The sequence below is a fragment of the Vibrio sp. K4 genome (assembly GCF_051122595.1).
Taxonomy (GTDB): Bacteria; Pseudomonadota; Gammaproteobacteria; order Enterobacterales; family Vibrionaceae; genus Vibrio; species Vibrio owensii.
Genome location: NZ_CP178578.1, coordinates 1420017 through 1441030 on the forward strand (window position 1 = coordinate 1420017; position 21014 = coordinate 1441030).

General features: G+C 46.2%; 17 protein-coding genes. 15 read left to right on the forward strand and 2 right to left on the reverse strand.

What is annotated here, in order from left to right:
- Window positions 1-46: 46 nt before the first annotated feature.
- Complete coding sequence (locus tag ACLIIY_RS23920) at window positions 47-1612, reverse strand: arylsulfatase (RefSeq protein WP_005437756.1); 1566 nt, start codon at window positions 1610-1612, stop codon at window positions 47-49.
- A gap of 345 nt (window positions 1613-1957) precedes the next feature.
- Here ACLIIY_RS23920 and ACLIIY_RS23925 point away from each other — a divergent pair, with 345 nt between their 5' ends.
- From ACLIIY_RS23925 to ACLIIY_RS23935, 3 genes are all read left to right on the forward strand, one after another.
- On the forward strand, window positions 1958-3505 hold the full coding sequence (locus ACLIIY_RS23925; protein ID WP_434528640.1) for an arylsulfatase: 1548 nt from the start codon (window positions 1958-1960) through the stop codon (window positions 3503-3505).
- Between the two features lie 277 nt (window positions 3506-3782).
- The gene (locus tag ACLIIY_RS23930) at window positions 3783-5330 is read left to right on the forward strand and encodes an arylsulfatase (protein WP_434528641.1); all 1548 of its coding nucleotides are present in this window, start codon (window positions 3783-3785) and stop codon (window positions 5328-5330) included.
- A 142-nt stretch (window positions 5331-5472) separates the two neighbouring features.
- Entirely contained in the window at window positions 5473-7827 is a 2355-nt protein-coding gene (locus ACLIIY_RS23935) for a tetratricopeptide repeat protein (RefSeq protein ID WP_434528642.1), read from the forward strand.
- Here ACLIIY_RS23935 and ACLIIY_RS23940 read toward each other — a convergent pair.
- The gene (locus ACLIIY_RS23940) at window positions 7814-8683 is read right to left on the reverse strand and encodes a LysR family transcriptional regulator (RefSeq protein ID WP_132697035.1); all 870 of its coding nucleotides are present in this window, start codon (window positions 8681-8683) and stop codon (window positions 7814-7816) included. The genes ACLIIY_RS23935 and ACLIIY_RS23940 overlap by 14 nt on opposite strands.
- Window positions 8684-8810: 127 nt before the next feature.
- Here ACLIIY_RS23940 and ACLIIY_RS23945 point away from each other — a divergent pair, with 127 nt between their 5' ends.
- From ACLIIY_RS23945 to ACLIIY_RS24000, 12 genes are all read left to right on the forward strand, one after another.
- The gene (locus tag ACLIIY_RS23945; RefSeq protein ID WP_045414723.1) at window positions 8811-10328 is read left to right on the forward strand and encodes an arylsulfatase; all 1518 of its coding nucleotides are present in this window, start codon (window positions 8811-8813) and stop codon (window positions 10326-10328) included.
- A gap of 95 nt (window positions 10329-10423) precedes the next feature.
- On the forward strand, window positions 10424-11740 hold the full coding sequence (locus ACLIIY_RS23950) for an anaerobic sulfatase maturase (protein WP_434528643.1): 1317 nt from the start codon (window positions 10424-10426) through the stop codon (window positions 11738-11740).
- A gap of 65 nt (window positions 11741-11805) precedes the next feature.
- A complete protein-coding gene (locus tag ACLIIY_RS23955; protein ID WP_122070700.1) occupies window positions 11806-12789 on the forward strand; it encodes an AAA family ATPase in 984 nt (327 codons plus the stop codon).
- A gap of 12 nt (window positions 12790-12801) precedes the next feature.
- Entirely contained in the window at window positions 12802-13764 is a 963-nt protein-coding gene (locus tag ACLIIY_RS23960; protein WP_038896274.1) for a DUF58 domain-containing protein, read from the forward strand.
- Window positions 13765-14316 carry a DUF4381 domain-containing protein gene (locus ACLIIY_RS23965; protein ID WP_191118062.1) on the forward strand — a complete coding sequence of 184 codons (552 nt, stop codon included), beginning with the start codon at window positions 13765-13767 and terminating at the stop codon, window positions 14314-14316.
- On the forward strand, window positions 14309-15400 hold the full coding sequence (locus tag ACLIIY_RS23970; protein ID WP_434528644.1) for a vWA domain-containing protein: 1092 nt from the start codon (window positions 14309-14311) through the stop codon (window positions 15398-15400). Before ACLIIY_RS23965 ends, ACLIIY_RS23970 begins: the two co-directional genes overlap by 8 nt.
- Window positions 15393-17144 (forward strand): vWA domain-containing protein, encoded by a 1752-nt coding sequence (locus ACLIIY_RS23975; RefSeq protein ID WP_050941013.1) that lies wholly within the window; start codon window positions 15393-15395, stop codon window positions 17142-17144. Before ACLIIY_RS23970 ends, ACLIIY_RS23975 begins: the two co-directional genes overlap by 8 nt.
- A complete protein-coding gene (locus ACLIIY_RS23980; RefSeq protein WP_434528645.1) occupies window positions 17141-18448 on the forward strand; it encodes a BatD family protein in 1308 nt (435 codons plus the stop codon). The genes ACLIIY_RS23975 and ACLIIY_RS23980 overlap by 4 nt, the downstream gene beginning before the upstream one ends.
- A gap of 598 nt (window positions 18449-19046) precedes the next feature.
- Window positions 19047-19445: an ATP synthase subunit I gene (locus ACLIIY_RS23985; protein WP_005447171.1), complete on the forward strand. Its 399-nt coding sequence runs from the start codon at window positions 19047-19049 to the stop codon at window positions 19443-19445.
- Window positions 19446-20213, forward strand: coding sequence for a F0F1 ATP synthase subunit A (gene atpB, locus ACLIIY_RS23990; RefSeq protein ID WP_005533315.1), 768 nt, complete (start codon window positions 19446-19448; stop codon window positions 20211-20213).
- A 49-nt stretch (window positions 20214-20262) separates the two neighbouring features.
- Window positions 20263-20499 (forward strand): F0F1 ATP synthase subunit C, encoded by a 237-nt coding sequence (atpE, locus tag ACLIIY_RS23995; protein WP_004727739.1) that lies wholly within the window; start codon window positions 20263-20265, stop codon window positions 20497-20499.
- 43 nt (window positions 20500-20542) lie between these two features.
- Entirely contained in the window at window positions 20543-21013 is a 471-nt protein-coding gene (locus tag ACLIIY_RS24000) for a F0F1 ATP synthase subunit B (protein WP_005431830.1), read from the forward strand.
- Window position 21014 lies beyond the last annotated feature (1 nt).

Below are 21014 nucleotides of genomic sequence, written 5' to 3' on the forward strand. Positions count from 1 at the left end.
AAAGCCCACCTAAATCGGTGGGCTTTTTCGGTAGTTGCAAAAGAAACTAGTTCATTTTTTTAACTTCTTGCTGAAGTTGCTCTAGCTGCTTCATCTTGCCTTGTAGGCCAAGAGATTGGTAGCTAATTGACGCTGGGTTCATCATCTGACCTTGCTGCATTGGGTAATCTGGCAGTGTCTTGAAGAATTCACCAAGAACGTCTTGGATAGGTACGAACAACCACATGTTGTCAGCCATCCAGCGCAGGTACATACCTGATTCGTGTGGTGCTTTCTCGAATGGGTCAGCACGTAGGTGGATGATTTGTGGCCAGTTTGGAGAGAAGCGAATCGCGTTAGAGATATCACCTTCAAGAACCGCGAAGTTCAGTTTCCAGTCATTCCAACGTACTGCGTTTAGCTCGCCGTTCGCTGTAAAGTAAAGTAGTGACTCACGAGGGCCTTTCTCTTCTTTACCTTGGAAGTAAGGCATGAAGTTGTAACCGTCGATGTGTACGCGCCAGTCTTTACCGTTCGCTTTGTAGCCTTTCGCTAGCTTCTCTTTCACGTCAGGAACGCCAGCTGCAGCCATTAGTGTTGGTAGCCAGTCTTGGTGCGCCATCATTTCGTTGATCTTAGTACCTGGTTCAATTACGCCAGGCCAACGAACAAGTTGAGGTACACGCATACCGCCTTCCCAAGTGGTACCTTTCTCACCGTGGAATGGTGTTGCACCACCGTCAGGCCATGTTACTGTTTCTGCACCGTTATCGGTTGAGTAGATAACGATGGTGTTATCAGCCACACCTAGCTCATCAAGTTTGTCTAGTAGAACACCTACTTGGTCATCGTGCTCAAGCATACCGTCAGCGTAGATACTTACACCTGATTTACCTTGGTATTTCTCTTGTAGACGAGTCCAAACGTGCATACGAGTGGTGTTGTGCCAGATGAAGAATGGCTTGTCTGCTTTCACGGCTTTTTCCATGAACGCCAGTGACGTTTCTAGGAATTCTTCATCCGCGTGCTCCATACGCTTACGCGTCATTGGGCCTGTATCTTCAATCTTACCGTCAGCAAAAGACTTGATTACACCACGAGGGCCGTAGTTTTTACGGAACTCAGGATCTTTCGGGTAGTAGTAAGTTTCTGGTTCTTCTTCAGCATTGAGGTGATAAAGGTTACCGAAGAACTCGTCGAAACCGTGGTTAGTTGGCAAGTGTTGGTCTTGGTCACCTAAGTGGTTCTTACCAAACTGAGCCGTCATGTAGCCTTGACCTTTAAGTAGGTCTGCAATGGTCGGTGCCCAATCAGGGATACCGTGAGTAGAGCCTGGCATACCGATTGTAAGCAAGCCAGTACGGAACGGTTCTTGGCCTGTGATAAATGCTGCACGGCCTGCAGTACAAGATTGCTGACCGTAGTGATCAGTAAATAGTGCACCCTCGTTTGCAATACGGTCGATATTCGGGGTTTCGTAACCCATCATACCTTGGTTGTATGCACTGATGTTCCAGTAACCAACATCATCACCAAAGATCGCTAGGATGTTTGGTTTGTCTGCCGCCACTGCTGCGCTTGAGGTTGCCAGTACGCCGAGACCGACAGCCAGCTTGCTCATTTGGTTAGCCATAAAAACTCCAAATTGGTTGTAAGTTGGAAAAGAAGCTTAGGTACCGCCCATGCTTCGTTGGCTATTAAGTTAATGATGCAATTGAAGAATGTCGCTTTATAGTGTTTATAACCATAAGTTATGTAGAGAAATAACTTGTTGTTTTATCAGTTGATTGTTTCGACCTTAGGATTTGTGGGGAAAACTGAAGCGAGACTCAGGTCACGTTAATCCGCTTTCTAAATGGGGATATAAGACCTTAGTTTTAACCAAAGTATAATTATGCTATTTGATTCGCATTAGTCTATTTTGTGAGCTATACGTTTGTGTGCAGGATGCACTTTTCTATTACATACAGAGGTTTATATGACAGCGAATTATGGCGTGAAACGCCGATTAGCGATTCTTGCCGCTGCTTTTATCGGCGCGACAAGTAGCAGTATCGCAGCAGAGAAACCGAATATTCTGGTCATTTGGGGCGATGATATCGGTCAATCTAATATCAGTGCCTACACATTTGGCTTAATGGGATACAAAACACCGAACATCGATAGCATTGCGAAAGAAGGCATGATGTTCACCGACTATTACGGCGAGCAATCTTGTACTGCAGGCCGTTCTACCTTCATTACCGGACAAACGGTATTGAGAACAGGCTTAAGCAAGGTTGGCCTTCCGGGTGCAGATTTGGGTCTTCAGGCTGAAGATGCAACGATTGCAGAAATGCTTAAACCACTTGGCTACATGACAGGTCAGTTCGGTAAAAACCACCTTGGCGACAAAGACGAACACCTTCCAACCAATCACGGCTTCGACGAATTTTTTGGCAACCTTTACCATTTGAACGCCGAGGAAGAACCTGAGAATGTGGACTACCCGAAAGATCCAGAATTCCGTAAGAAATTCGGTCCTCGCGGTGTTATTAAATCCTATGCTGACGGCAAAATTGAAGATACCGGTCCTCTAACGCGTAAGCGTATGGAAACGGTAGATGGAGAAACGTTAGATGCGGCACTTGATTTTATGGATCGAGCAGTGAAAGCAGACAAGCCTTTCTTTGTCTGGTGGAACGCAACACGCATGCACTTCCGTACTCACGTGAAAGAAGAAAACTTGGGCAAAACAGGCATCAGTTTCTATGCTGACGGTATGGTTGAACACGATAACCAAGTAGGCGAGCTACTGAAAAAAGTGGATGACTTGGGCATCAAAGACAACACCATCGTATTCTACTCAACCGATAACGGCCCGCACATGAACTCTTGGCCAGATGCGGGTACAACGCCATTCCGTGGTGAGAAGAACACTAACTGGGAAGGTGCATTCCGTGTTCCTGCAATGGTTCGTTGGCCTGGTAAGATTGAAGCGGGCAGCGTTTCCAACGAAATTATGCACCACATGGACTGGATGCCAACGCTCTTAGCCGCTGCGGGTGATGATCAAATCAAAGAGAAGCTGCTAAAAGGCTACACGGCAGGTGATAAGACATTTAAGAACCATCTCGATGGGTACAACTTCTTGCCTTACCTAACTGGTAAAGAAGAGAAAGGCCCACGTGAAGAGATCTTCTACTTCACTGATGATGGTGATTTGAGTTCACTTCGCTTCCGCAACTGGAAGATTGTATTCCTAGAGCAGCGCGCAAAAGGAACACTACGTATCTGGGCTGAACCGTTTACACCATTACGTGTGCCTAAGATCTTCAACCTACGCATGGATCCATACGAAGTGGCGGACATCACGTCGAATACATACTACGACTGGTTGATTGACCACGCATACATGTTGGTTCCAGCACAGGCTTATGTGGGTAAATTCTTAGCAACGTTCGAAGAATTCCCACCGCGACAAAAAGCAGCAAGTTTCTCACTTGATCAGGTGATGGAGAAGTTGCAGGAAAGTCACAATAAATAAATTGATTGCAAGTAAACGTGGGGCTCTTCGGAGCCTCTTTTTTTTGCCTTGGATTCAGCTTTTGTCATCATCGTTAACCCCATGTTAAACCAAGTGCCATACGGTTTTAGGGTAGAGAATGGAGTCTGGTTACTTTGCTTATATAACTGGACGAAATGCCCAATTCGCTAGGCATTAAGTTTGGGTGAGATTTATTTTATGCCTATTGGTCTCATTGATTCGTGAAATATAAATTTGTTGTGCAGGAGGCACATTACATTACTAAACAGAGGTTTATATGAGAACGAAATACGGTTTGAAACGCCGATTAGCCATTCTTACCACAGCGTTTATTGGGGCGACGAGTAGTAGTTTTGCCGCAGAGAAACCGAACATATTGGTCATTTGGGGCGATGATATTGGCCAATCGAATATCAGTGCTTATACATTTGGATTAATGGGATACAAAACGCCTAACATCGACCGCATTGCCAACGAAGGCATGATGTTTACCGATTACTACGGTGAGCAATCTTGTACTGCGGGTCGCTCGACTTTCATTACTGGACAATCGGTTCTGAGAACAGGTTTGAGTAAAGTTGGTCTTCCGGGGGCTGATTTAGGGCTGCAAGCAGAAGACGCAACGATTGCAGAAATGCTCAAGCCGATGGGATATATGACAGGTCAGTTTGGTAAAAACCACTTAGGAGATAAGGATGAGCACCTTCCTACGAATCACGGGTTTGATGAGTTCTTTGGCAACCTTTACCACCTGAATGCCGAGGAAGAACCTGAGAATGTGGATTACCCGAAAGATCCGGAGTTTCGTAAGAAGTTTGGCCCTCGCGGTGTCATTAAGTCTTTCGCTGACGGTAAGATTGAAGATACGGGGCCATTAACGCGTAAGCGCATGGAAACCGTTGACGAAGAAACATTAGACGCGGCGCTTGATTTTATGGATCGTGCAGTAAAGGCTGAGAAACCGTTTTTCGTTTGGTGGAATGCAACCCGCATGCACTTTCGTACTCACGTCAAAGAGGACAACCTTGGCCGCACTGGCATCAGCTTTTATGCCGACGGGATGGTTGAGCACGACAACCACGTAGGCCAACTGTTGAAGAAAGTGGACGACCTAGGCATTACAGACAACACCATCGTATTCTACTCGACCGATAATGGCCCACACATGAACTCGTGGCCTGATGCAGGCACAACGCCATTCCGTGGGGAGAAGAACACCAACTGGGAAGGGGCATACCGTGTTCCTGCGATGGTTCGTTGGCCGGGTAAGATTGAACCGGGCACTGTTTCTAACGAAATCATGCACCACATGGACTGGATGCCAACACTACTTGCTGCGGCGGGTGATGACCAAATCAAACAAAAACTGTTGAAAGGTCATACTGCAGGGAACAAGACGTTTAAAGTTCACCTTGATGGCTACAACTTCTTGCCGTACTTAACCGGTAAAACAGAACAAGGCCCTCGTGAAGAGATCTTCTACTTCACTGATGACGGTGATTTGAGTTCACTTCGTTACCATAATTGGAAAATCGTGTTCTTAGAGCAACGTGCACAAGGCACACTTCGTCTTTGGGCAGAACCATTCACGCCACTGCGAGTACCTAAAATCTTTAACCTACGCATGGACCCATACGAAGTGGCTGATGTGACGTCTAATACATACTACGATTGGGTGATTGACCATGCCTATATGCTGGTTCCTGCGCAAGCCTATGTGGGTAAATTCTTGGCGACGTTTGAAGAGTTCCCTCCAAGACAGAAAGCAGCCAGCTTCTCTCTTGATCAAGTAATGGAAAAGCTTCAAGAGAATCACCATCAATAGATTTATTAGTTAACAAAACGAAGGGGCTCAATGAGCCTCTTTGTGATGTCGGCTGGAAGTTTTTCTTACATTTCAGTCATTTTGCTCAAAATCTCAACTATATTTGTTTTTAGAATAAAAAGAATCACACACAAGGACAGTTATGACTCAGTGGGCATGTTGGAAGCAGGCTCTGATCGGCCTAGCAGCGCTCGTCAGTTTTTCTCTGTTTGCACAAGAAACGCTTTCTTCACAAGAACCTCTTGTTGGGCAGCAAGTCGGGACGGACACACCTAAATCAATCGATTCCTCGCAGCTTACCTATGTTGGTAGTGAAGCGTGTATTGATTGCCACAAGAAAGAAACCGAAGCGTGGCAAGGTTCTCATCACGATATGGCGATGCGTCACGCCGATGCGGAATCTGTTCTCGGTGACTTTGATGACCACACATTCACCTTTGAAGGGAAGCCAAATCGCTTCTATCGAAAAGGGGAAGAGTATTGGGTCAATATCCAAGGGCCTGATGGTGAGTGGCATGACTACAAAATCAGCTACACCTTTGCGTGGGATCCGCTTCAACAATACATGGTGGAATTCGAAGACGGACGTGTGCAGTTAATTCCTTTCGCTTGGGATTCGAGAACCAAGCAAGAAGGCGGACAGCGCTGGTTCCATCTTTATCCCGATACCACCCCAAAAGATGAGTTCTACTGGACGAACACGGGTCAGAATTGGAACTTCATGTGCGCCGATTGCCATTCAACCAATCTAGAAAAGAACTACGATGCAACAGCCAATACGTATTCGACGACCTGGTCAGAAATCAATGTCGGTTGCGAAGCATGTCATGGCCCAGCCAGTGAACACGTAGAGCTTGCCAAACAAGCGGAAAAATCGGGGAATACCATCGCCTCAGCGAACCACTATGGTTTTGACCGAGATTTAGGTATGGCAGTAAAAGAGTGGGTCTACGAAGAAGGGCACAGCACGCTCCAGCCAAAAGAAATCGTGATGACTCATCAAGTACAAACCTGTGCGCAGTGCCACAGTCGTCGTACGCAGTTAAATGAAAGTGAAGACCACGTTCAAGGCTCCTTCCTAGATAAATATCGCCTCAGCTTAATTACACCAGAGCTCTATTATCACGATGGTCAAATCTACGATGAAGATTACGTTTATGGCTCATTTTTACAGTCAGCCATGGCAGAGAAAGGGGTAACCTGTACCAACTGTCACGACCCTCATACCGCAGAGTTAAAAATCCCTGAAGAAGCGGTTTGTGCTCAGTGCCATATTGCGTCTGACTACATGCCGGAGAATCACACGTTCCATGAGGCAAATACTGAGGCATCCCAATGCACCACTTGCCACATGCCGGAAACGACCTACATGCAAGTTGACCCACGTCGTGACCACAGCTGGCATGTGCCACGTCCAGATCTAAGCCAACACATCAATACGCCAAACGTCTGTACATCATGCCATGAAGACGAAACCAACCAGTGGGCGGATCAGAAAATAGGCGAATGGTTCCCGAATTCGAAATACCGTAACCAACAACACTTTGCGGTGGCATTCTACGCCGATTCTATTGGTCATCGTGGCGCGCCTGATGCGTTAGCGTACTCCGCTCAAGACTCATCGTTGAGTGACATTATTCGTGCCTCTGCGTTAGAGCGCATGGGCGGCAATACCGGACAAAATACCTTGGTATCTCTGGCTCGTGCGGTTAAGCATGAAAGTGACATGATTCGTCTTGGGGCTGTTGCTGGGTCTTCTGGTTATGAGTTCAGTGACCGTTGGCAAATCCTCGAACCATTATTGAGCGACCCAGTCTTATCTGTGCGTGCAGAAGCCGCAGGTGCACTGGTTCGCCATTATCCGGAAATGAATCCTCTGCAGCGTGACAAGATCAAACAGCCATTGGAAGACTACATGGCAATCCAACGCTTTAATGCTGACCGAGGCTTTGGGCGAACGAACCTAGCGAATGTCTATCGAGACCTTGGTGACACAGACAAAGCCATTGCGTCTTACCAAAAGGCGATTGAAATTGAACCTTATTTCGAGAACAGCTATGCAAACTTAGCCGATTTGTATCGTGCACAGGGCAACGACAAAAAAGCATTAGAAACCTTGATGGCAGGGATTGAAGCTCAGCCGAAATCGAGTGCTTTGCCATACAGTGCGGGTTTAGCTTGGTTGCGAGTGGGTGACAGTGTGAAAGCCAACCAATACTTAAAACAAGCGGCGAAAACCGCAGAGCGAAACCCACAGTATTGGTATGTTTATGGGCTCGCTCTGGAGAAATCAGACGTGCTTGCGGCCAGCAAAGCGTTGAACACCGCTTACAAAGTAGGTGGCAACCCACAGCACTTGTTTGCGGAATGTGAGGTGCTTGCGAGAAACTACAAAGACGGCTCTGTTGCATTTGCTTTTGAGCAGTGTTTGAAGCAACTAGGAGAGTTTGCGCCAGCTGATGTGATTCAGCGTTTAAGAGCTTCTATAAATCAATAGGAGCGGCATGGGCAAACTCAAGTTGTTGCTTGACCTGTTCCCTTAAGCGTTGATGAGCAGGATTGTGCTCATCGCGCTTGTGATACACAAATTTATAAGGAATATGGTCGATTTCTATCGGGCACTCAAGGACCTGTAACTTGAGTGCCTTACTCCATTTCATCGCGAACGAACGAGAGACGACACCTAAGCAATCTCGCTGTGCCACGTACATTGCCATACCTGCTAACGATGACGTAACGATCTCTACATTTCGCTCCTGAATCGGCTCTTTTGCCAGCTGTTCGAAGCCAGAAGTGTTATTCCATTTACCTGAAAACATACAGTGATTTTCACGATAAAAATCCTCCCGACTCAACGTCCCTTGGATTCTTGGGTGACTTTGACGACAGATGATCATTGCAGGTTCATCGTAGGCGTTTTCAATCACGAAAGAAGAGTCTTTGGTGATGATGGTATCAATCACTAAGTCCATTTTTTGCTGACGAATTTGTTCAAACAACAAGTACTTTTCCGGTGGAGACTCGTGGAAAACCACGTTTTCAATCGGATTTAAACTGTGGAGTAAGGTTTCGGAGCAGCAGACTTGAAAAGTGGCTCTTTCTGAAATGGCGTTGTCTACGATGCTCACTGCCTGACGAAACTGCGGCATGAGTTGATACGCGGTCGAAGTAGGGGCGATCCCTCGTCCTTGTTTGACGAAAAGCTGTTTTCCGACCACTTGTTCGAGCCGTTTAATCGAAGCGCTCACCGCAGGTTGCGTAAGGCCTAAATGGTCGGCCGCTTTGGTGTAGGACTGATACTCAGCCACCACCAAAAAAGTTTGAATCAAGTTTAAGTCCATCTCGTTACCCATAAACTAAATTTATATATCAACGTATCTGAACTCTATTTATCCGTCAAATAACAAGTTTTATCTTAATCAAATCTTGGTATCTGATTTTCTACCAAGATTAGCAGCAACGGATTTATGGAGCCCTTTTATGGCAAACCACGATAAAAAACGCGGCAAGAAGCTGGTATTAAACGCTTGTACGCTTGCGATTGGAGCGGCATCAGCGACCGCTTATTCGGCAGAACAGCCTAACATTCTCGTTATCTTTGGTGATGATGTCGGTTACTGGAACTTGAGTGCATACAACGGTGGAATGCTCGCTTACAGCACACCAAACATTGATAGCATTGCAAGAGACGGTGCTAAGTTTACCAACTTCTACGCTCAGCAAAGCTCAACCGCAGGTCGCTCTGCGTTCATCACGGGACAAATGCCAAAACGTACGGGCTTGTCTAAGGTAGGTTTGCCAGGAGCGAAAGAAGGGATTTCTGAGAAAGATCCAACTATTGCGACACTGCTACGTGACCTTGGTTATGCAACGGGCCAATTTGGTAAAAACCACCTTGGTGACCGCGATGAACACTTGCCGACCAACCACGGTTTCGACGAGTTCTTTGGCAACCTTTACCACTTAAATGCGGAAGAAGAGCCGGAGAACGTAGACTACCCACAAGATCCTGAATTCAAGAAGAAGTTCGGTCCTCGTGGTGTGATCCACTCTTATGCGGATGGCAAGATTGAAGACACGGGTCCATTGACGCGCAAACGCATGGAAACGGTTGATGACGAGTTCCTAGATGAAGCTGAGAAGTTTATCGAGAAACAAGTCAAAGCCGACAAGCCATTCTTTACGTGGTTTAACACCACGCGTATGCACAACTTCACGCACGTTCCAGACGACTACAAAGGTAAAACAGGCGCAGGTTTCTACGCCGATGGTGTGAAGCAGCACGATGATCAAATTGGTCACTTGCTCAATAAGATTAAAGAGCTTGGCGTCGATGACAACACCATCATTGTTTACACCACAGATAATGGCCCAATGATCAACTTGTGGCCTGACGCGGGTATGACGCCATTCCGTAGTGAGAAAAACACTGGCTGGGAAGGTGGCTTCCGTGTTCCTGCAGTAATTAAGTGGCCGGGTCATATCCAAGCGGGCACGACGTTTAACGGCATTGTGTCTCTGGAAGACTTCTTACCAACATTGGTCGCTGCCGCGGGCAACAGCAACGTCAAAGAAGAGCTGCTAAAAGGCAAGAAAGTGGGCGATATGAACTACAACGTTCACTTAGACGGTTACAACCAACTGCCATACCTAACAGGTAAAACGGACAAGTCTGCTCGCAACGAGTTTGTTTACTGGAGTGATGACGGCGATTTACTGGCTCTACGCTACGGTAAATACAAATACCACTTCATGATCCAAGAAAACGAAACCGGTTTGGATATCTGGAAGAAACCATTTACCAAACTCCGTGTACCACAAATCTATGATTTGAGTATCGACCCATTTGAGCGTGGCGATACTGGTATGGGTTACGACCGTTGGATGTACGAACGTTCATTCTTGATGATGCCTGCGGTTGAAAAAGTAAAAGAGGTCATGGAAACCTTCAAAGAGTACCCGCCGCGTATGGCTCCGGGCTCGTTTGTTCCGAAATAACATTTTGTCCACAGGTCGATAGACCCTAGTTATTGTCCTTAAATACAGCGCCCAACTTGGGCGCTGACTTTCTTCTGCTTTCGAGATCGTTCTTTATGAAAAAACAAACTCACATTCATACCACTCAAATGGCTTTAACTCCTCTCAAAACGGCGTTTGCATCTAACAGTGGAAAAGTCGAACGACGTTTTCACGTGATGGCGAAACCGGGCGGGGCGAAATGCAATATCGATTGTCAGTACTGTTTTTATCTGCATAAAGATGAATTACTCAATCAAGGCACTCAACCAAAAATGGATGATGCAACACTTGAGGCATTCATAAAGAGCTATATCGAAAGCCAAGACGGTGACGAGATTGTGTTTTCTTGGCAGGGTGGTGAGCCAACACTATTGGGGGTGGATTACTTCAAAAAGATTGTCGAACTGCAGAACAAATACGCTAAACCGGGCGTACGCATCGAAAACGATCTTCAAACCAATGGTCTTTTATTGAACGAGGCGTGGTGTCAGTTTCTGCATGACCATGGTTTTCTGGTTGGTCTATCGATAGATGGCCCTGCATTTATTCACGATAAATACCGCAAAACCCGAAGTGGCAAACCGACCTTTCAACGCGTCATGCAAGCCGTTGATCTGATGAAGCGTCATAATGTGTCATTCAATGCGTTGGTGACAGTAAACCGCTTTAACGCCAAATATCCGCTCGAAGTGTATCGCTTTCTTACTCAAGAACTCGGTGTCACTTATATCCAATTCACACCTTGTGTTGAACCTCGGTCTTTCACTCAAACTGCTCCTCATTTCTGGAAAGAAAACATGTCGCCAAAACTTGGCAGCGAATTAGCAAAGCCGGGGCATTTGATGTCGGTTGTTACTGATTGGTCGGTCGATGCAGAAGAGTGGGGCGAGTTTCTGATTGCTGTATTTGAAGAATGGGTGAACAACGATCTTGGCAGAGTCTTAGTCAACCTGTTCGAAACCGCCGTCGCGCGGGTGATGGGGATGCCTTCGCAGTTGTGTGTTAGTGCAGAGTTCTGCGGCAAGGGTCTAGCGATTGAACACAATGGAGACGTGTTTAGCTGTGATCACTACGTTTATCCGGAATACCAGCTGGCTAACATTCATGACCGATCTCTGAATGAAATTGCAATCTCGACTCGTCAATACAGCTTTGGCATGGTGAAAAAGTCTTCTTTGCCGCAATACTGCCTTGATTGCCCATATTTGAAGTATTGCTGGGGAGAATGCCCAAAAAATCGGCTACTTACCGCGCCGAATGGTGAGGCTGGTCTAAACTACTTGTGTCCGGGAATAAAAATGTTCTTTGACCATTCGCTGCCAATTCTGGTTGGCATATCAAGGTTAATAAAGTCTTACAACTCAGGTGAATATAGCGAATATAACCTTTAGTTATTACTTTCAGTCTTATACTCAACTTTTAACGCTCAGGCTCCCGTAAACTCAATAGGTAGACTATGAACCACGCACAACAAGCCATTAATGAATTAATCGAACAAACTGAAAAAAGCGTCATTGGACAAAGCCATGTGGTTCAGGCTTTGGTGATAGGGTTACTGACCAATGGTCACGTACTTTTAGAGGGCTTACCGGGAACGGCAAAAACGCGCTCGGTAAAGTCACTTGCAAACCTACTTAACACCAGCTTTGGTCGTATTCAGTTTACTCCCGACTTATTACCTTCAGACGTAACAGGTACCGAAGTGTACCAAGAGTTGGATGGTAAGCCTCAGTTGCACTTCCAACCGGGACCAATCTTCAACAGCATTGTGTTGGCGGATGAAGTGAACCGTGCGCCAGCAAAAGTACAAGCAGCACTGCTAGAAGCCATGGCGGAAGGCACGATTACGGTGGGTGATAAGACGCACGTCTTGCCTGAGTTGTTTATGGTGCTTGCAACGCAAAACCCAGTGGAACAAGAGGGTACTTACCCATTGCCAGAAGCGCAGATGGACCGCTTCATTATGAAAGTGACCGTCGACTACCCAGAAGATGAAGCAGAGCGTGACATTATTCGCTTGGTGCGCAGCGAAGAGTTGGGTTCAGAAACCAGTAGCGAATTAGTGACGCCACAACACATTGAACCAGAGCTTGTTATTGAAGCGCGACGCCAATTACCAAACATTACTGTTTCCGATTTAGTCGAGAACTACATTGTGGCGCTTGTGATGGCGACACGTAAACCAGAGCGTTACACGGATTCCCAGCTACAAAAATGGATCGAAATCGGCTCAAGTCCTCGCGCTTCAATTGCGTTAGACAAATGTGCTCGAGCTTATGCGTGGCTACAAGGGCGTGACCATGTAACGCCTGATGATGTGCGTGCAATGGTGCCATCGGTACTGGGACATCGCTTCTCACTATCTTACGATGCACTTGCCGATGGTGTTGATCATCAACGTGTGGTGCAAGAGTTGCTTGATTGTGTAGAAATCGGATAAGCGGGAGGGACTATGGCAAAGCCAACGCTTGCTCCTCAATCCCAAGGGCTCGACCCTCGCTTGTATTGCGATTACTCACGATTGGTGCGCTTACAAGCGCAAGCCGAATCTTTCAGCTTACTGCCTCACTTAAAAGCGGGCAGTGTGCTTTCTGGTCGTCATAACTCATTGTTCCGCGGACGTGGTTTGAACTTTGAAGAACTTCGTCACTACCAACTAGGGGACGACATCCGAAACCTAGATTGGAAAGTCACCATGCGCACGGGCAAGCCTCATGTGCGCAGTTACACCGAAGAAAAAGATCGTAATGTGATTGTCTGTGTAGATCAGCGCAGTGCGATGTTTTTCGCCTCGACCGAGGTCATGAAATCTGTGGTCGCTGCTGAAGTAGCGGCTATGTGTGGTTGGCGAGTCTTGAAAGATGGTGACCGAGTCGGGTTTGTTATCGCCTCTGATTCTGCTCTATATCACAGCAAGGCCCAGCGTTCCCAAAACGATTTGCTCGCTCAACTGAAGCGACTCTCTCAAGCCAACCAGCGCTTAAATGTGGACTCGTTAGATTCAGACAAAGTGACGTTCAGTAAATGGATTGAGCTCATCAAACGGATGAAGCTAAAACAATCCACGCTGATTTTCATCAGTGATTGGCGCGATTGCGAAGAGCACCATCTTGATCACCTTAAGCAGCTTCAACAGCACAACGATGTTCTCGCGGTGATGGTAAGCGATCCTTTAGAGCAGTCGCTTCCGCAAGATTTGGCGAAAGTGAAATGGGTGATTGGTGATGGTCGTTACCAGCTAAACCTAGACAGTAAAGCCAAAGTCGATGCAGCCAGCGCCAGTTTGGTTGAGAAAGCCCAGTTACAACGTCAATCACTGGCACAGCTCATGGCAATCAAAAAGCTGCCTCATATCGAAATCGATACAACAGGTGACCACATTACTCAATTCCAAAAACTCGTTGGAGGCCGATAAATGACAGACTTACACACGCCTCCAAGCACGTATATTCTGCGTGAGCTGCATGATGTCGCGGTGCCAGAAAGCGTCAGCTGGGTGCCACAAACCATTGGTTGGAAGATCCTTGCCATTGTCGGTGCGATTGTACTCATGTATGTCGGCTACCGACTGGCACACCATTGGTGGGATAACCGCTACCGTAAAGAAGCTATTGAAGCGATTTCTCGTTTAACACCAGATGACGCCAGCATGCCGAAAGCATTGTTCTCGATTCTGAAAATCGTCTTGATTCATCTTGATAGCTCTCATGCTCGCTTGTTTGATACTGCGTTCCTACGCAAGTTAGATGAGCTTAACCCCAAGCATAAAATGTTTGATGACGAAGTCTCGAAGCGATGGCTGCAAAGTATCGTTGACCCAAGTGTTGAACTGGTAAAAACAGAGCGTTTACAACTTCTTGAACGCGCAACTGAGTGGGTGAAAGAGCACGATGAGAACGCTCACAACATTGAAAAGCGCACGCTTGCCTACAAAGCGCGTGCATTAAAAGGAGGTCGCCATGGGTGATCTTCTTGCTTCATGGCTTGGCATGAGCAGTTTTGAGTTTGAGCATCCGCTTTGGTTCATCATCTTGCCACTGCCTTTGGTAGTGTATTTCCTCGTTCCAGCTTACCGCACCAAACAAATGGCCATCAAAGTGCCGTTTTTTAGTCAGCTTGTGGACGCCATTGGCGAAACGCCATCAGAAGGCGCAAGCCAACTGACTCCGAGCTGGTGGCAGCGTGCGACGCTGATTATTTCTTGGCTTTTGGTCGTGACCGCAATGGCAAAGCCGACAGTACTTGGTGAGCCACAGGTGCGTGAAAGCTTAGGGCGTGATGTCATGGTCGTTGTCGATTTGTCTGGCTCAATGGCAGAGCAAGACTTCACGTCCAAAACCGGAGAAAAGATCACTCGCCTTGATGCCGCCAAAGAAGTGTTGAGCGATTTTGCTAAAACGCGCAAAGGCGACCGTCTAGGTCTGATCTTGTTTGGCGACGCAGCATTTGTGCAAACTCCGTTCACGCCTGATCAAAAAGTATGGTTAGAGCTGCTTAACCAAACGGATGTGGCGATGGCAGGGCAGAGTACCCACTTAGGTGATGCAATTGGTTTGGCGATTAAGGTGTTTGAGCAAAGCGAACAGTCACGCACCGACGTAGAAGAGAGCAAAGAGAAAGTCGCCATCGTGCTAACGGATGGTAATGATACGGGAAGTTTCGTGGAGCCGATTGATGCTGCGAAAGTAGCAAAAACCAAAGATGTACGTATCCACGTGATTGCAATGGGTGATCCACAAACTGTGGGTGAAACTGCGCTAGATATGAATACGATCAAACGTATTGCAAAAGAATCTGGTGGTGAGGCGTTTGAAGCGCTCAATCGCGACGAACTTGCTAAAGCCTATGATGAGATTGGTAAGTTAGAGCCCCAGCTTTATGAAAGCACCACGTATCGCCCCAAGCAAAGCTTGCATCATTATTTAATGGCTTTAGTCGTTGTGATGTACTTGGCCGCGTTCACGTTAGCGACATTTAAGCGTCGTCGACTATCTGTGACTAGTGGAGCTTCCACGCAAGCAGAAAACGTAAAAGGAGAACGCCATGTTTGATTCTCCTTTCTCTAGCATGGGACTAGAACAGTTCTTCACACAGTTCCATTTCATTCGTCCAATGTGGCTATTGGCGTTCATCCCAATGTTTCTTTTGCTTTGGTTGAGGTGGCGAGAAGAAACCAAACCTAGCTGGAAAGACATTCTTCCAGAACACCTACGTAAAGCCTTAACGATTGGTGACTATGGTTGGCGAAAGCAACTGCCGCTCAAGCTACTTATGGTGATAGTGGCGATTGCCATCGTCATCTGTGCCGGCCCTTCGTGGGAGCGCCAAGCTTCTCCATTTGGAGAGGATAAAGCCTCCATGTTGGTGGTGTTGGATAACAACGATTCGATGTTGCAAAAAGACCTTCCGCCAAGCCGTTTGGAGCGCTCTAAGCAAAAGATCCGCGACCTATTGGCAGCAAGAAAAGGAGGCAGTACTGGGCTAGTTGTGTATGCGGGGTCTGCTCATGTTGCGATGCCTGTGACGCAGGACAGTAAAGTATTCGAACCGTTTCTTGCTGCGATAACACCAGAAATTATGCCGGTTGAAGGTAAACTTGCTGAAACGGCGCTGCCTTTGATTGACCGACAATTACAAGACCAACCGGGTTCGACGGTTCTGTTGGTCACGGATGGGGTTAATCCTGCAACTATTACCGCTTACAAAAACTACTTCGCTGACAAGCCTTATCAATTGCTTATCTTGGCTGCGGGTAACTCAGACATTGTTTCTAACAACCCGGTCGATTTGGACTCGTTAAATAATCTTGCCAGCGCGACTGGTGGACGCCTTGTGGAAGTGACGGTAGACAATAGTGACATAGAGAAGCTGAATCGTTTTGTTGAGCGAAACATGCAACTCAATGGTGAATCCTCAATGCCTTGGAAAGACATGGGTTATCAACTGTTGTTCCCAATTGCGCTCATCATGATGCTTTGGTTCCGCAAAGGGTGGTTAGTGCAATGGTGTGTTGTCGCGATGGTGTCAACGTCTTTGTTTATGACGCCAAAAGTCATGGCTGAAACGGTCTCGCTCAAAGCGGATAAGCCCGAAGTGGTGCAAGAGGTTACGGTCTGGGATAAAGCGTCTCAATGGTGGTGGGATTTATGGCTTACGCCAAACCAACAAGGGCAGCGCCTGTTCAACAAAAACGAATACCTTGAGGCAGCGAAGCACTTTACGGATCCGTTGCGAAAAGGGACGGCTTATTACTATGCTGGCGAGTACAAACTGGCTCATACGGCTTTCTTGGAGATGCAAAACAATCCATCAGATGCGGTAAAAGACTATGGCTTGTACAACGCTGCGAGTGCGTTGGCGCGTCAACGTGAGTATTTGGCAGCGCGTAATTTATTGCAAACACTGGCAGATAAAGACACCTTGAGCGATCAATTGCGACCAGACGTCGAGCACAACCTAAAAGTCATTGGTGGTATTGTCGAAGAGATAAACCGCACCAGTGAAAGCCAAGCGGGGACAACAGATGGACCCGAAGAGTCGTTTGAACTGGGTGACAACCCGCAAACGGCAGATGGGGCAGACGAAAAAACCGCTGCTGAGTTAATGCTGAAAGAGAAACTCAATGCGAACGAAATTCTTGGCAGCCAAGAGCTGGCGGATAAGTGGTTAAAACGCGTAGAGGCTGATCCCAAGTACTTCTTGCGTGCTAAGTTCCAAATTCAACTGCGTGAGCCCGTGAAAACGGAGCCGAAGCCACGACCGCAACGACAACAAGAAGAGGAACAAGCACAATGATGAATGTATTCAAGCTTGGCGCTGACTCTATTGTTGGGCGTCTAAGCACTATCTTGATGGTGTTTACTTTGTTTTTTACTGGTTTGGCGAACGCACAAGACATTCAAGACTTGCAGCGCAGCGATAATGTTGAATTGTTAGCATGGGTTGGTAAGCAGGGAGCAGGGACCGATAGGAAGGAAGCACCTAAGTTCAGTGTGAATGAGCAGGTGATTTTGTACATCGAAGTCGCAACGCCTCGTTGGTTCACAGGTGGTACACGCATTGGCAGCGTAGAAATCCCTAACGTGATTGCAAAGCAGCGTAACCAATTAGCAACCAACTATACCGAGCGCAAAGGGGGACAGACTTGGTCTCGTCAGCGTTGGGAAATAACTTTGTATCCGCAAGCCTCGGGTCAGTTTGTGATTCCACCTGTCGCTGTTGGTGTGCAAGTCTCTGCGCCTGATGGTTCGAAGGTCGCTGGTACGCTTTATACGCAGCCAATTAAGTTTGAAGCGTCTATGCCTTCTGGATTGCTCAGTGATGAGTCTGCATGGTTTACTGCGACTAAGGTGAGTGTGGATCAGAAATGGACAACGTCTAACGATGAGCTGAAAGTCGGCGATGCAATCACTCGCACCATTACGATCAATGCACAAGACAGCCTGTCAGTATTGCTTCCAGACTTGTTATCCAATGATTCTACTGCCAGCTATCAAGCCTATCCTCAACCAAACCGCTTAGATGATAAGCAAACGCGTGGCGATTACCAATCGAGTCGCATCGAAGAAAGCGTGTATGTGATCCAACAGGGTGGTGAGTTCACTTTGCCTGAGTATACGTTCCAATGGTGGAATAGCCAGAGTAAACAGCTGGAAACGGTGGTGATTGAGGGTAAGACCTTCAAAGCCAAGCATACATTCAAATCCTTTGTTCGAGCTTATTCTGGCTGGTTGATTGGCTGCGCAGTGACGCTATTTGTTCTCGTTATCGCCGTCTTGAGCATTCACCGTTATTATCGTTCTCGTCCTACGCCTCCTTGGTTAGTGTTCAGACGAATGGTGAAAGCAAACCGATGGGGTGATGTTCGAGCAAGCTTGTATAAGCAGTTGAGAAGCAACACAGGTGGTCTTGAAATGAGTAAAGCCAGTGACTCTGACGTTTGGCAGAAGCGTTCACAGCGCCTACAAGAGGGGCAGGAGGACGCAAGCTTGATGAATGCTCTTTGGAAAGGGATACAAGCGTTGAAGCCAAAACGCTTCAAGTGGGTGATACCTAAAGCCTTGCCACAACTCGATAAGCAGGCAAGCAATAAGAAATAAAAACGAAAAGGACGCTAGTAAAGCGTCCTTTTTTATATCCTTTAATAAACGTCATGTTGTTATTTTTGCGTGCTACAATGAGCGTGACCAAATAATATATTCTACATATATTTAATTCTTGTCACTTCGACGTTCTGCTTTTGATTTATTTTATATTTATATTAAACAGGTTTATTAATCGGCTATATATTAAAATAGTATTTTTAAGATTATATAACCAATAAATCACTTTAATTCCTTTCGTGATGGAGTGTCACTTCCATGTGACAAGCTTTTCGTCTTAACCCTGATAAAGACGGCTTATTCAATGTATATTTCATTTTTGATTTGTTCAAATAAAATAACACTTCAAAAATGGAATGATAATTTGCAAGTTTTTCGATTTAGATTATTAAAATTATCGGTGTATATTTCTGGGGAAACGGAAATACGGAGTGATTCCGTTTTGATTTTTAAATATGTGAATAATAATTATCAGATTAAATTTAATTCTGTGTATTAAATTTATCTTAATATAATTCGTCGTCACTAGGCAGCTTTATTTTGTGAAGTTTAATTATCAGAAGTTTTAATTCGATATTATTTTAAAGGGTGATTTATGGAAGCTAATATTCACGACGACCCAATATTGGTGGCAGGCAAGAGGATTCTGATTGCTCAAGCAGCTTTGGGTCTGGTATTCATCGCGTATGAGTACATGCGAAGCGGGACTCTAAGCGCTGAATCAGCAATCACTGGGGTACTGATTGCGATTCTTCCATCTCTGTTTGGCATGGTATTCGCGTCCATTAAATCTAGGGTGAAACCAGAAGAGAGTTTGCGTGACCTCATGCATCTGAGTCGAAATATCAAAGTCATTTACACCATTGTGATGTTTGTTTTGACGTTTCGATTTATGGCTCTTCGCAACATCGTGGTCCTGATAGGCTTTTGTGTGACGATGTTTGGTCACTTCTTAACGCCGCTGTTCAGAGACCGCTTCGAAAGGAAGGCATAAATGGAGACTGTCCAGTCCGCTCATGAATATATTGAGCACCACTTGACCTTTCTCACCGCCGGCGACGGTTGGTTTGGAATTAACCTTGATTCCATGATCATGGTCTGGTTGACGGGGCTCGTTTTCATCCTTTCATTCCGTTATGCGGTGACGAAAGGAACGAAAGGAGTACCAGGACGATTCCAGTGTTTGATCGAGATAATATTTGAGTTCGTCGATGACATCGTAAAAGAAATATTTCAAGCGAAGGACAAGTTAATTGGTCCTTTGGCACTGACAATATTTGTTTGGGTGTTATTAATGAATGCCGTGGATTTGTTACCGATTGATTTAATTCCTGCACTTACTCGTGCTGTAGGGGTTGAACACTTCCGTGACTTACCATCCGCTGACGTCAATATTACGATGTCGATGGCATTAGGCGTATTTATTTTGGTGTTAGGTTATACGTTTAAAAACAAAGGCGTGAAAGGTTTTATTAAAGAGTTAACTACTCAACCATTTTCACATCCGTTGTTATATCCAGTGAACTTAGTTCTTGAATTGGTGACGTTAATTTCTAAACCAATATCTTTAGGTCTTCGATTATTTGGCAATATGTATGCAGGTGAAATGATCTTCATTCTAATTGCATTAATGCCATGGTGGATGCAATGGGCACTAAGTGTTCCTTGGGCACTGTTCCACATTCTTATTGTTGTTCTTCAAGCATTTATTTTTATGGTACTGACCGTGGTTTATCTCGGCATGGCTGTTGAAGAGCATTAATTTCAAAAATCTTGTTTATTAATTAAAAAATTCAATTCTAGGAGTTGTTATGGATATCGTTAGCGCAGTTCTTTACGTGGCGGGTGCACTACTGATCGGTCTTGGTGCAGCGGGTGCCGCAGCAGGTATCGGTAACCTTGCAGGTAAATACCTTGAAGGTGTGGCTCGTCAACCTGATTTGACCCCAATGCTTCGTACTCAATTCTTCATCATGATGGGTCTTGTGGACGCGGTGCCAATGATCGGTGTTGGTATCGGCTTGTACATCATCTTCGCTGTAGCGTAATTCGAATTAATAATTTTCATAACGTTATAGAAGAGAGGGTGCTATGAACTTAAATGCCTCAATGTTTGGTCAGGCGATCTCCTTCGTGATTTTCGTTTGGCTGTGCATGAAATATGTCTGGCCACCACTTGTAAAACTGCTTGATGAGCGTCGTGCTGAAATTGCCCAAGGTCTTGAGCAAACAGAAAAAGCAGCACAAGAGTTAGAACTGGCAAAAGCGAACGGTGAAGCGCTGCTGACAGAAGCTCGCTCAAAAGCTCAAGCTATCATCAACCAAGGTAAGCAACGTCAAGAACAGATGGTTGCGGAAGCGGTTGATCTGGCAAATCAAGAGAAAGCGCGCATTGTCGCAGAAGGCAAAGCAGAAGTGGAAAGCGAACGCAGCAAAGTTCGCCAAGAGCTGAAAGATGAAATGGCGGATCTGGTGATTGAAAGTGCCAGCAAGCTGATTAATCGCAATCTGGATAGCTCGGCTAACCGCGACTTGGTGAACCGCTTCATCAACGAAATGTAGG